The 12,226-nt window shown below is 69.5% G+C and carries 12 protein-coding genes; 11 read left to right on the top strand and 1 reads right to left on the bottom strand.

Annotated features, from left to right (window positions below; translation table 11 throughout):
- Positions 1-3 precede the first annotated feature (3 nt).
- The 9 genes from MYSTI_RS25640 (at position 4) to MYSTI_RS45570 (ending at position 9,252) form a co-directional block, all read left to right on the top strand.
- Positions 4-1,788, top strand: coding sequence for an ABC transporter ATP-binding protein (locus MYSTI_RS25640; RefSeq protein ID WP_015350711.1), 1,785 nt, complete (start codon positions 4-6; stop codon positions 1,786-1,788).
- An 82-nt stretch (positions 1,789-1,870) separates the two neighbouring features.
- A complete protein-coding gene (locus MYSTI_RS25635; protein WP_015350710.1) occupies positions 1,871-3,052 on the top strand; it encodes a PHP domain-containing protein in 1,182 nt (393 codons plus the stop codon).
- Between the two features lie 21 nt (positions 3,053-3,073).
- Positions 3,074-4,357, top strand: coding sequence for a 3-deoxy-D-manno-octulosonic acid transferase (locus MYSTI_RS25630; protein ID WP_015350709.1), 1,284 nt, complete (start codon positions 3,074-3,076; stop codon positions 4,355-4,357).
- Positions 4,354-5,361, top strand: coding sequence for a glycosyltransferase family 4 protein (locus tag MYSTI_RS25625; RefSeq protein WP_015350708.1), 1,008 nt, complete (start codon positions 4,354-4,356; stop codon positions 5,359-5,361). The genes MYSTI_RS25630 and MYSTI_RS25625 overlap by 4 nt, the downstream gene beginning before the upstream one ends.
- Positions 5,362-5,365: 4 nt before the next feature.
- A complete protein-coding gene (locus MYSTI_RS25620; RefSeq protein ID WP_015350707.1) occupies positions 5,366-6,418 on the top strand; it encodes a glycosyltransferase in 1,053 nt (350 codons plus the stop codon).
- Positions 6,415-7,527, top strand: coding sequence for a tetraacyldisaccharide 4'-kinase (gene lpxK, locus MYSTI_RS25615; protein ID WP_015350706.1), 1,113 nt, complete (start codon positions 6,415-6,417; stop codon positions 7,525-7,527). Before MYSTI_RS25620 ends, lpxK begins: the two co-directional genes overlap by 4 nt.
- A 31-nt stretch (positions 7,528-7,558) precedes the next feature.
- The gene (locus MYSTI_RS25610; RefSeq protein ID WP_044281362.1) at positions 7,559-8,572 is read left to right on the top strand and encodes a bifunctional heptose 7-phosphate kinase/heptose 1-phosphate adenyltransferase; all 1,014 of its coding nucleotides are present in this window, start codon (positions 7,559-7,561) and stop codon (positions 8,570-8,572) included.
- The gene (locus tag MYSTI_RS25605) at positions 8,569-9,057 is read left to right on the top strand and encodes an adenylyltransferase/cytidyltransferase family protein (RefSeq protein WP_015350704.1); all 489 of its coding nucleotides are present in this window, start codon (positions 8,569-8,571) and stop codon (positions 9,055-9,057) included. Before MYSTI_RS25610 ends, MYSTI_RS25605 begins: the two co-directional genes overlap by 4 nt.
- Before the next feature lie 3 nt (positions 9,058-9,060).
- Complete coding sequence (locus tag MYSTI_RS45570) at positions 9,061-9,252, top strand: Trm112 family protein (RefSeq protein WP_015350703.1); 192 nt, start codon at positions 9,061-9,063, stop codon at positions 9,250-9,252.
- On the opposite strand, the gene MYSTI_RS25600 is transcribed toward MYSTI_RS45570, so the two are convergent.
- A complete protein-coding gene (locus MYSTI_RS25600) occupies positions 9,242-10,336 on the bottom strand; it encodes a glycosyltransferase family 9 protein (protein ID WP_015350702.1) in 1,095 nt (364 codons plus the stop codon). The genes MYSTI_RS45570 and MYSTI_RS25600 overlap by 11 nt on opposite strands.
- An 83-nt stretch (positions 10,337-10,419) precedes the next feature.
- Between MYSTI_RS25600 and MYSTI_RS25595 the strand changes: the two genes are divergently transcribed.
- Positions 10,420-11,298, top strand: coding sequence for a YicC/YloC family endoribonuclease (locus MYSTI_RS25595; RefSeq protein ID WP_044281360.1), 879 nt, complete (start codon positions 10,420-10,422; stop codon positions 11,296-11,298).
- Entirely contained in the window at positions 11,295-11,924 is a 630-nt protein-coding gene (gmk, locus tag MYSTI_RS25590; protein ID WP_015350700.1) for a guanylate kinase, read from the top strand. Before MYSTI_RS25595 ends, gmk begins: the two co-directional genes overlap by 4 nt.
- Positions 11,925-12,226: the final 302 nt, after the last annotated feature.

The raw sequence follows: 12,226 nt of genomic DNA, 5'->3' as shown, positions 1-12,226 counted from the left end.
GAAATGCGGCGGACACTCTGGCGACTGTTGCGTTACACGCGCCCGCATGTGGCGGTGCTCGTGGTGGCATTCGTATGCATGGCGTTGGTGGGCCTGACGACGGGGGCGTACGCGTACCTCACGGGCCCCGCGCTGCGCTTCCTGTTGTCGGGAGGCGAGCAGGGCTTCGCCGGCGCGAACCGGGTGCCCTGGCTGGGAGACCTGCCGCGCGACGCGGCGCTCTGGGGCTTCCCGCTGGTGATGGTGGTGGTGGGCGCGGTGAAGGGCGTGGGGTACCTGGGCCAGTTCTACTTCATGGGGTTGTTCGCGCAGCGGGTGGTGAAGGACGTGCGGCGGGAGCTCTTCTTGAAGCTCACCTCGCTGTCGCCCGCGCAGCTCGCGAGGGAGCGGCAGGGGGACCTGCTCAGCCGGTTCTCGGCGGACGTCACCGCGGTGGAGACGGCGGCGATGTACACGGTGGGCTCGTACCTGCGGGACAGCCTCCAGGTGCTCATCCTCGCGGGGGTGGCGCTGTCGATGAGTCCGCTGCTGGGCGGGCTGATGCTGGTGGTGATTCCGCTCGCGGCGCTGCCCGCGTCCCGGCTGACGCGCAAGGTGTTGAAGGGGACGCGCGAGGGGCAGACGCAGCTGGGGCACCTGGCGGGCCAGCTCCACGAGGGGTTGGGAGGGCTTCGGACGATTCAAGCCTTCAACGGGCAGGAGGCGGAATTGGCGCGGTTCGCGTCGCACGCGAAGGCGCATGAGGAGGCCGTGGTGGGTGCGGCCTGGGCTCGAGGCGCGGTGCCAGGGGTGATGGAAGTCCTCGCGGCCGCGGCGTTGGCGGGGGCGTTGGCCTTCGCGGCGAGCACGCGGCTGATGGAGCCGGAGGCGCTGCTCTCGCTGCTGACCGCGGTCATCCTGGTGTACCAGCCGGTGAAGGACCTGGGGCGGGTGACGCAGTTCGCGATGCAGGCGGGGGCGGCGGGGGAGCGGCTGTTCGCGCTGCTGGACTTGACGCATCCGGTGGCGGATGCGCCGGACGCGGTGCCGGCTCCGCCGTTGGCGCATGCGCTGCGCCTGGAGGACGTGCGCTTCGCGTATGGCGAGCGCCCGGCGTTGGACGGGGTGACGTTGGAGTTGAAGGCGGGGCAGGTGACGGCGCTGGTGGGAGGAAGCGGTGGAGGCAAGAGCACGGTGACGTCGCTGCTCCTTCGCTTCGAGCGTCCCCAGTCGGGCCGGATGACGCTGGATGGGGTGGACGTGGACCGGTACACGGCCGCGAGCCTTCGTCAGCAGTTCGCGCTGGTGACGCAGGAGCCGCTGTTGTTCCAGGGGTCGGTGCTGGAGAACCTTCGCTACGCGCGACCGGACGCGACGCGTGAGGAGGTGGAGGCGGCGGCGAAGGTCGCGAACGCGGACGGCTTCATCCGAGGGCTTCCCCAGGGCTACGACACCCGCATCGGCGAGCGGGGTGTGACGTTGAGCGGGGGGCAGCGTCAGCGGTTGTGCATCGCGAGAGCGGTGCTCGCGCGCGCCCAGGTCCTGGTGCTGGACGAGGCGACGAGCAGCCTGGACCCGGAGAGCGAGCGCGAGGTGCAGGCCGCGCTGGCGATGGTGCTCCCGGGGCGCACGGCGTTGGTCATCGCGCACCGGCTGTCCACCGTGGTGAGCGCGGACGTGCTCCACGTCATGGAGGCGGGCAGGGCGGTGGAGAGCGGCACTCACGCGGAGCTGCTCCAGAAGGGCGGACGCTACGCGGCGCTGTGGCGGATGCAGACGGAGGGCCCCGCCGAGCGAGGCGCGGCGTGAGGTGCGAGAGGACGACAGCCCGGACATCGGGCCCGATGCTTCGTAGGGTCCGCCTCGGTTTCGCGATGCGAGGAATGGACCCATGAAGCAAGGCAGTGGGTGGCTCCGGAAGGCCATGGGCAAGGGCGTGCGAGCGGTGTTGGGGCTCGTCCTGTTGGTGCTGGGCATCTGTGGTTTCTTCACGGTGCCGGCTTCGCTGACGGAGTATCCGGTGGTCCTCCCGAAGGAGGGCCAGCCGAGGTGGGCGCGAGGGGCCTTTCACGTCCACACCACGCGCTCGGATGGGCACGGCAGTCCCCTGGAAGTGGCGCGCGCGGCGAAGGCGGCGGGCCTCGACTTCGTGGTGCTGACCGACCACAACGACTTCGCTCCCCCACCCCCCACGTGGGTCGAGGGGGTCCTGCTGATTCCAGCCGTGGAGATCTCCACCTCGGCGGGTCACCTGGTGGCGTTCGGCATGTATCAACCGTTGGAAGGCATGAAGCGGTGGATGCCCGCGAGCGACGCCGTTCGAGCGGTCCACGCGGCGCAAGGCATGGCCGTCCTCGCGCATCCCGTGCAGCGCCACAACCCGTGGACGGACGAGGCAAGCGCGCATGAAGCGGAGGGCTTCGAGCTGTACTCGGCGGACACGTTCTTCCGCCATGCGATGAGTCACCCGATGAGCCGGCTCTTGCCCGCCGTGGGCGCCTATCTGGCGAAGCCGATGCATGGGGTGATGGTGCTCGTCGCGCCGGAGCCTGGACCCGGAGAGCGCTTCATGGAGCTGTCGCGCGAGGAGTCGAAGGTTGCGTTCTGCGCGCACGACGCCCACGGCCTGCCGTCCTACGAGTCCGTGTTCCGGTCCCTCGCGATGTATCTGCCACCGGACATCGTGGCCTGGCCGCTGCCCGAGGATGCGAAAGCAGCGGCGAACCTCGTGACGTATGCGCTGCGGGGGGGGACCTCCGTCTGTGCGTTCCGGGCGCTGGGGGAGCCGGAGGGCTTCACGATGGAAGGCATGGACGCCGAGCGCCGGGAGGCCCGTGTGGGAGACGTGCTCGAGGTGCACATCCCGGGCATCCCCGACCCGGAGCGGGTGCGCGTCGAGGTGTGGGGAGCGGGTCGGTTGGGGCAGGACGGGACGTCCGTGGAGCTGACGGGAGAGGGTGTGGTGCGCGTGGAGGTGTGGGTTCAGGCGCCTGGGCGTTTCTTCGGGTCGGAGTGGCGGCCCTGGATTGTGCCGAGCCCCGTGCGTGTACTGCCTAGGGGCCCTGGCATCTGATAGAGGGCCGGGGAGCCGTCCATGCGACTCCTCTACATTCTCGCCACGTATCTTCTCTTCCCGCTGCTCTTCCCGGTGCTGTGCCTGTACCGGAAGACGCGCCATGGCCTGTGGCAGCGGCTGGGGTTCTATGCGCGAGGTGCGCTGCCCCAGCGAGGTGACGGGCCCGTGGTGTGGTTGCATGGCGCGAGCGCGGGAGACCTGCTCGCGCTCTCCCCGATGTTCGGTCCGCTGCGGGCTCGCTTCCCCGGATGCCAGCTCATCCTGTCGACGATGACCGACAGTGGCCACGCGATGGCCACGGGCCGGCTCGCGAAGGACATCGACGGCGTGGTGTATGTGCCGTACGACCTGTGGGGCGCGACGCGCAGGGCCGTGAAGGCGATTCGTCCGGACATCCTGGTGCTCGAGTACACGGAGGTCTGGCCCAACCTCATCCGCGCGGCGAAGCGAGGCGGCGCGCGCGTGGTGATGACCAACGGGCGCTTCTCCCCAGCGAACCTGGGGCGTTACCGGTGGTTGTTCCGGCTCATCGGCAATCCGCTGAAGGACTTCGACCTGATGTTGATGCGGACGGAGGACGAAGCGGAGCGAGCACGAAGCCTGGGCGCGCAGCCTGACTGGGTGAAGGTGACGGGGAACACGAAGTTCGACTCCCTGGCCTCGGGGCCCGCGGCGGAGGACGGTGCGCTGCGCGAGGCGCTCGGGCTCCCGGTGGGCGCGACGGTCTGGATTGCTGGCAGCACGCACGAGGGCGAGGAGGACACCCTGTTGGGCGTCTATGCGCGGCTGCTCTCGCGGTGGCCGGAGCTGCGGCTGGTGATTGCACCCCGGTATGTGGACCGGGCGGCGCGCGTGGTGTCACTGGCGCGCGAGGCGGGGCTGCGCGTGGGCCTTCGCTCGCAGGGCAATCCCGAGCGGGCGCAGGTGGTGGTGCTGGACACCATCGGCGAGCTGTCGCGAGCGTATCGCCTGGCGACGGTGGTCTTCGTGGGGGGCTCGTTCACGAAGCGGGGCGGGCAGAACATCCTGGAGCCCGCGGGGCAGGGGCGGCCGGTGTTGTTCGGTCCGCACATGGACAACTTCCGAGACAGTGTGACGGTGCTTTCGGGACACGGAGGACTGCAGGTGGCGGACGCGGAGGCGCTGCACACGAGGCTCGTGGAGCTGCTGGAGGACCCAGGCCGCATCACGGAGCTGGGAGCCCTGGCCTTGGAGACGGTGGGACGAATCTCGGGTGCGAGCGACCGGAACGCGGAGGCGATGACGACGCTCTTCCCTCATGGAAGGCCCACGCCGCGATGACACTCATCATCCACCCGCACTTCCACAAGCGCTACACGGGCGTCACGCGCCACGTCGAGTCGGTGGTTCCCTCGTTGGTGAAGGACCTGGGCTCGGAGACGCGAGTCATGGGTTCGGCGCTGAGTGAGGACCTGCCGCGAATCACCTGGCCGGAGCTGTTGCGCCGCTCGCGTCAGGAGCCCGTGGTGTGGCACGCGCATCGGAACAACGAGCTCCTCGCGGGCATGTTGTTGAAGCTCGTGGGGAGGCAGGTGCGGCTGGTCTTCACGAGGCACACGTCGATGGAGCCCAGCGGCTTCACGCGTTTCCTCGCGCGAGGCGCCGACGCCCTGGTCTCGCTGACGCGGCAGGTGGCGGAGGTGATGGGGCTGCCGTCGACGGTCATCTCGCATGGCATCGACCTGAAGCGCTTCCATCCACCAGAGGACCGCGCGAAGGCGTGGGAGAAGCTGGGGCAGGGGCGCCGCTTCGGGGTGGGCGTCATCGGCCGGGTCCGGAAGGAGAAGGGGCAGGGTGACTTCCTGGAGGCGGTGCGTCCGCTCCTACCCGGGTATCCCGAGTGGCAGTCGGTGCTGGTGGGATTGGCGAAGGGCTCGGACCTGGAATGGATCAACGGCCTGCGTGCGGGCATTGAAGACCGGGTGTCGCTCGTCGGAGAGCAGTCGGTCATCGAGCCTTGGTACCAAGGGCTGACCGTGCTGGTGCATCCGTCCTACGTGGAGGGGTATTCGCTGGTGCACGTGGAGGCGATGGCGTCTGGTTGCTGTGTGGTGGCGTCGAAGCTGCCGTACCTGGACACGCTCATCGAGCACGGGCGCACGGGCTTCTTCTTCGAGCCGGGGGACGCGAAGGCGCTGCGCGAACTCTTGGACATGTTGATGCGCGAGCCGGAGCGAGCGCGAGAAGTGGGGCGCAACGCGGCGGAGGAGGCGCGGCGGCGGTGCGGCGTGGAGCACGAGGCTCACGCGCTGGACTCGCTGTACCGCACGCTCGTGGGGCGGTGACCGGATGCGCATCCTGCACTTGCTGGCGAGCCCCTTCTACAGCGGACCGGCGGAGAACGTGGGGCTGCTCGCGTTGGCGCAGCGGGAGGCGGGCCACGAGGTGACGGTGGCGGTGGACCGTCGGCGCAAGGATGTCCCCGCGGAAGAGCCCGCGGTGCCGCGTCTTCGCGAGCTGGGCCTGTTGGACGAAGGGGGCCTCGAGTTGTCCGTGAAGTCGCCGCCATGGGGCGTGTTGAGGGATTGGTCTCGGCTGCGAGCAAGGTCGGTGGACGTGGTGCATTCGCACTTCAGTCACGACCACTTCCTCGCGAGATGGGGTCGGCCGAGCGGGGACACGGTGGTCGTGCGCTCCCTGCACGCACCGCGCTCGCTGCGGTCCTCGCTGCCCGCGGCGGATGGCTACACGGTGCCGGCGAGCTCGCTGCTGCCTCGGTTGTTGGAGCAGGGGAAGCTGGCGCAGGTCCTTCCGGCGCTGGTGGACCCGCGCTTCCACCCCACCGAGGACCGTGAGGCGCTGCGTCGCGAGCTGGGTCTGAAGGGCGCGCCCGTCGTGGGCATGGTCTCCACCTTCCAGCCCTCGCGTCGGCATGAGGTGGGGGTGGAGGCATTCGCGCTCTATCGCCAGCAGCGGCCGGAGGCGCGTTTCGTCCTGGTGGGGGATGGGCAGTTGCTGGAGCCGACGCGGAAGCTTGTCGCGTCGCGAGGCTTGTCGGACGCGGTGGTGTTCGCCGGCTACCAACAGGGCGAAGACTTCGTGCGGTGGTTGAGGGCGTTGGACGAGGTGTGGTTGTTGGGATTGGGGAACGACTGGAGCGCGCGAGCGGCGGCCCAGGCTCGTGCGTGTGGCGTGCGGGTGGTCGCGGTGGAGGAAGGAGCGCTCCCGGACCTGGCGGACGTGCGGGTGGCGGAACCCACGCCTTCGGCGGTGGTACATGCCGCGATGTCGAGCCAGCGCGCGCCGGTGGTGCATCCGACGAACGCGAGCATCGCCGAGGATGTCCTCGCGCTGTACCGCAAGGCCGCCCAAGCGCGTCATGACTCGAGGGCCCGAGGGTGAAGACCGATTCCCCCACCGCCATCGAGCGGGTCTTCTATCCGCCATCGCCCGAGCCATGGAGCCGGCGCATGGTGTTGTCTCCTCTCACGGCGCTGTCGTGGACCTATGCCGCGGCGGTGCACCTGAGAGGGGCGCTGTATGACCTGGGGGTGCTGCGCGCGGAGCGGGTCGAAGGACTGAGAGTCGTCTCCGTGGGCAACCTCAACGTGGGGGGGACGGGGAAGACGCCCGCGGTGCTTCACCTCGCGGAGCTGTTGGTGCGAGCAGGACGCAAGGTGGGCATCCTGACGCGAGGCTACGGGAGGCGCTCGACGGAGGCGCTGACCTTCGTGGGCGCGGAGTCGTTGCCTTCGGTGGAGGAGGCGGGGGATGAGCCCTTGTTGCTCGCGAGCCGCTGTCCGAGTGTGAGGCTCTTCGTGAGCGCGGACCGGGTCGCGAGTGCCTATCGAGCGCGAGACGAGTACGGACTGGACACGGTGCTGCTCGATGACGGTTTCCAGCATCGGCGCCTTGCGCGGGACGAGGACCTGGTGGTGGTGGACGAGGCGGTGGGGCTGGGCAATGGCCACATGCTCCCTCGAGGGCCGCTTCGCGAGCCCGCGTCCTCGATGAAACGGGCGACCCTGCTGTGGGTCCGCACGTCCACGCCGACCGCCTCCGATGTGCAAGCCGCACCTGGCGGTGGCTTGGAGGTTCGAGTCCCGATGGGCCAGGGGATTCCTCGAGTCCGGGCGCGCTATGGCCCATCAGCCTGGGTGGACCCGGAGGGGCGGCTCCATCCGACGGATGCCCTGCGCGGCCAGGGTGTCCTGGCGTTGGCGGGGCTTGGTCGGCCAGGGGGCTTCCTGAAGACCCTGAAGTCGTTGGGCGTGGAGGTCCTCGATGCGGCGCTCTACCCGGACCATCACCGCTTCACGGCGGAGGAGCTCCGGGACGTGGAGGCCCGGGCCGCGAGGTGCGGGGGGCGGGTGGTGACGACCGAGAAGGACGCGGTGCGTCTGCCCCCGGGTTTCGCGGCGTGGAAGGTGCGGCTGGGGGTGGAGGTGGTGGAGGGGGAGGGCCACTTGCACCGAGCGCTTGGCCTGTCGGCCGCGTCTGCCGACTTGTGAGACGGGGAGGGCTGTGGGACAAACCGCCGCCATGGCCGCGGTCTCGCCCGTTCGCTCGTCGCCCTTGCCCTCCCGTCTGCCGCTCGCGTTCGCGCGCCGCAGGGTGCTGTTGGTGGGGGACCTTGTTGCAGACCACTACATCTACGGTCAGACGGACCGGGTGAGCCGAGAGGCCCCGGTGCTCATCGTCCGCTACGAGTCCGCCGAGGTGAAGCTCGGCGGTGGGGCGAATGTCGCGGCCAACGTGAGAGCGTTGTCGGGACAGGTGACGGCCGTGGGGGTGCTGGGCGCGGATGAGATGGGAGGCGAGCTGCGCCGCCTGTTCTCCGAGTCAGGCGTCCGACTGCACGCGGTGGGGGGCCGAGGCCTCGCGACGGAGACGAAGACGCGCATCCTCGCCGGAGGCGTGAGCACCACGAGGCAGCAGATGCTGCGCCTCGACCGGGGACAGCACGCGGCGTTGCCGCCCCGAGTGCGCAAGGCCCTGGCGAAGCATGTGGCGGAAGCAGCCCGGGACGCGGACGCGGTGGTTGTCTCGGACTACGGCGCGGGAGTGCTGGGAGACGAGGTGCGCGAGGTCCTCCGGAAGCTGGCGGCGGATGGCCTGCCGGTGTGTGTGGACAGCCGTTATGCGCTGCCCTCGTTCTCGGGGCTGACGGTGTGCAAGCCCAATGAGCCGGAGCTGGAGGCGCTGTCGGGGCGCTCGGTTCGCTCGGAGGAGGACTTGCTGGCCGCGGGGCGTGAGGCGCTGCGCAGGCTCGATTGCCGCGCGCTGTTGGTGACGCGAGGCCGTCACGGCATGGCCCTCTTCGATGCGGAGGGCGGTGTCGACTTCATCCCAGTGCATGGTGCCAAGGCGGCGGTGGACGTGACGGGGGCGGGGGACACGGTGATTGCGACCTTCGCGCTGTCGGTGGCGGCGGGGGCCTCGTTCGGTGAGGCGGCGCGGTTGGCCAACGTGGCGGGGTCGATGGTGGTGCAGAAGCCGGGGACCGCGACGGTGTCTCGGGACGAGCTGTTGGCGGAGCTGCGGAGTTCTCGATGAGCACCTTGGAGAAGATTCAGACGCTCGAGCAGGTGGCCGAAGCACGCGCCCGCTGGAAGGCCGAGGGGCGCACGGTGGCGCTCGCCAACGGCGTGTTCGACCTGCTGCACGTGGGCCACGTGCGCTATCTCGAAGGGGCCCGCGAGCTGGCGGATGTGTTGGTGGTCGCGGTGAACTCGGATGCGTCGACGCGGGCGTACAAGGGACCCGGGCGTCCGCACATTCCGGAGGGCGAGCGAGCGGAGCTGGTCGCGGCGCTTGCGTGTACGGACCGTGTCATCGTCTTCGACGAGCCCAACGTGCGCGGCATCATCCGGGCGCTGAAGCCGGACGTGCATGTGAAGGGCACGGACTACACGCCGGAGAGCATCCCCGAGGGGGACGAAGTCCGAGCGTACGGCGGGCGCACGGCGGTATCGGGAGACCCGAAGGACCACAGCACGACGGAGCTGGCGCGCCGGCTGGGGCGCGAGAGCGCGAAGTAGGTCATGCCGGTGCTGGATTCGGGGTTGCTCGCGGTGCTGGGGTGCCCCCGATGCAAGGGATGCCTGTCAGTGCACGTAGAGCGGGGCTTGGAGACGCTGCGCTGCGCGTCTTGCCGGTGTGACTGGCCCGTGGAGGACGGAGTGCCCCACCTGCTTCCCGAACTGGGACGCCGGTGGGACTCAACTAGCGAGTGAGCTGCTCCGCGAAGGAGCGAGCCTCCTCGGCTGCACGATTCTCGAGTCCCTGTCCCGCCGCGCCATCGACGATGCTCGTGAGGTCGACCATCCGATGAGGGGTGATGGCATGACCCCAACGCTCCATGTCCATGCGGAGGAAGAAGGCGAGGGTCGGAGCCCCGACGGACACCGACAGGTGCATGGGCCCGGTGTTGTTGCAGACCGTGAGGCCCGCGTCGCGCATGAGGGCGGCGAGCTCATCCAGGTTCGTGGCGGGGGCGAGCCGTGCTCCCGGCGCCGCGGCGACCACGGTGCGAGCCAGCTCCTCCTCCCCAGGGCCCCACGTGACGATGGGAACACGGCCCGCCGCGAGCAGGGCGCGGGCGGCGGCGGCGAACGCCTCGGGGGGGATACGCCGAGGGCCCAGCCGTCCCCCTGGATTGATGACGGCCCGGGGGGTGGACGCGTCCGCGGCCATGAAGGCACGGAAGGACTCGCTGATGGAGGGCTCTCGGAAGGAGAGCCCTCGGGCGATGGTGCCTCCCGTGACGGGGGTGAGCAGGTGCGTGCGCTGGACGGCCTCGTTGCGGGTATCGGCGCGCGCCGGGACGGAGAGCGAATGCAGGCGCGTCACGGGCCACACCGAGGGGCCGATGACGACCGCGCGAGGGCCCGCGAGTCGAGAGACGAGGGCGCTCGTCACCGAGGGGGACTCCCAGTTGGCGCAGTCCACGACCAGGTCATACCCGGCGCGGCGCAGGGCTCGGATGCCGGGGGCCAGGGGGCCCATCCAGATTCGCCGCCGGTCGAAGGCGATGACGGAGTCCGCGTCCGGATGGCCGGCGAGGACTCGCGCCACCTTGGCGTGGACCAGGACATGGACCTCGGGGGCGGGGTGGACGTGGGCCTTGAGGGTCCGAAGAAGAGGGGTGGTGAGCAGGGCCTCGCCCACGCGGTTGTCGGGCCGCACGAGCAGGACCTTCCGGGGGACGGGGATGGAACTGCCAGGACGGAGCTTGCGGCCGGGGCGCCAGAACAGCACGGACGCCACGAGCGCTAGCGCCAGCTTCGCCCACAACTCGAGCTGCTTGTGCCAGGACATCGCGGCGCGGACCCTACACAGAACTGAAAGCCGTGCAAGCACGCTGCTTGACCTGCGGACAGAAAGCCCCTAGCAACCGCCCAATGTTGAGGAGCATGACTGGGTTTGGCGCGGGCCGTGCGCGCGTGGGGGACGAAGAGGTCTCCGTCGAGCTGCGCTCGTTGAATCACAAGTTCTGCGAGGTGAAGGCTCGCCTCCCTCGAGAGCTTGCGTCCTTGGAGCCGAGCGTCACGAAGCAGGTGAAGGACCGCCTGGCACGTGGCTCGGTGGAGCTGCTGGTGAAACGGCAGTCGTCCACGGCCTCGGGGACGGTTCCGACGGTGGACCTGAACCTGGCGCGCGAGTACCTGCGCACGTTCCGGGAGCTGGCCCAGGAGCTGGGGCTCTCGGGGGACGTGGCCTGGTCCCAGGTGGCCAACCAGCAGGGCGTCATTCGTCTGGAAGAGAAGGGCGTGGACCCGGAGGCCGCGGCCCCCGCGGTGACTGCGGCCTTGGACCAGGCGCTCTCGGCGCTGGAGAAGATGCGGCTCATCGAGGGTGAGGCCCTCTATGCGGACCTGGATGCGCGCCTGAAGCTGCTCGAACAATGGAGCAGCGAGGTGGCCCAGCTGGCGCCCCGCGCGGTGCAGGACTACCAGCAGCGCCTCACCGACCGAGTCGCGGAGCTGGCCCGAGGCGTCGCGGTGGACCCGCAGCGCCTGGCCCAGGAAGTGGCGCTCTTCGCGGAGCGGACGGACATCGCCGAGGAGGTCACCCGGCTGGCCAGCCACCTCGAGCAGTTCCGCGCCTTGATGGCGAGCACGGAGCCCACTGGGCGCCGCATGGATTTCCTTGTGCAGGAGATGCACCGCGAGGTGAACACGACCGGTTCCAAGAGCCAGCACGCGGAGATCTCCGCGCGCGTGGTCTCGATGAAGGCCGAGGTCGAGCGCATCCGCGAACAGGTGCAGAACGTCGAATGAGCGAACCCACCATCCGTCAACCAGGCCTGCTGCTCGTGCTCTCCGCGCCCTCCGGGGCCGGAAAGACCACCCTTGCCCGTCGGCTGCTCAAGGAGACGCCCCAGGCGCACTTCTCCATCAGCGTCACGACGCGGCGTCCTCGGGGCAAGGAGCAGGAGGGGGTGGACTATCACTTCGTGGACGTGGCCACCTTCCAGTCGAAGATCGAGCGAGGCGAGTTCGTCGAGTGGGCGGAGGTCCACGGCCACTTCTACGGAAGCCCGCAGTCGACGGTCGACGTGGCCCGTGCCCAGCGGGGCGTGGCCATCTTCGACATCGATGTCCAGGGTGGCCAGGCCATCAAGAGAAAGCACCCGGATGCGGTCCTCATCTTCGTGCTCCCCCCTTCGATGGAGGAGCTCGAGCGCCGCCTGAGAGACCGTCAGACGGACTCCGATGAGACCATCCGCCGCCGGATGCTGACGGCCCGCTCCGAGATAGAGCATGGGGTCTCCGCTTACGACTATGTCGTCGTGAATGACGACTTCGAGCGGGCCTACAGCGAGCTGCGCGCGGTGGTGGTGGCGGAAGGGTGCCGGCGTGGCCGGGTGGACCTTTCGAGGTTGAAGCTCGGCGTAGGGACCTGACGAGCAGGCGGCCGGACGCCAAGAAGCAAACAGGAGGCAAACTTCTTGCGCCGCTCCATGGCTTGGTGGATAAGCCGCCCACCTCACGGCGAGGCGCGGTCGGCGAAAGCCCCCCGCGACGAGCAGGCAGCCGTGGATTCTTTTAGGAGCTTCGGGGAATCAACGCGCGATGCGCGAAGGTTCTCTGAACCACGTTGAACGCAAGAACGTGGAGTCCCGAGTCAGTGGGGACTGCTTCTGTAGAAGAGTCGACCTGAAGGTGATGGTCCGGTGGGCGGCGGGGTGGTGGGTGGGACGCTGAC

It is taken from the genome of Myxococcus stipitatus DSM 14675, assembly GCF_000331735.1.
Lineage (GTDB): Bacteria > Myxococcota > Myxococcia > Myxococcales > Myxococcaceae > Myxococcus > Myxococcus stipitatus.
The sequence above is the reverse complement of the archived record's forward strand: the minus strand, read 5'-3'. Positions and strand labels throughout refer to the sequence as shown.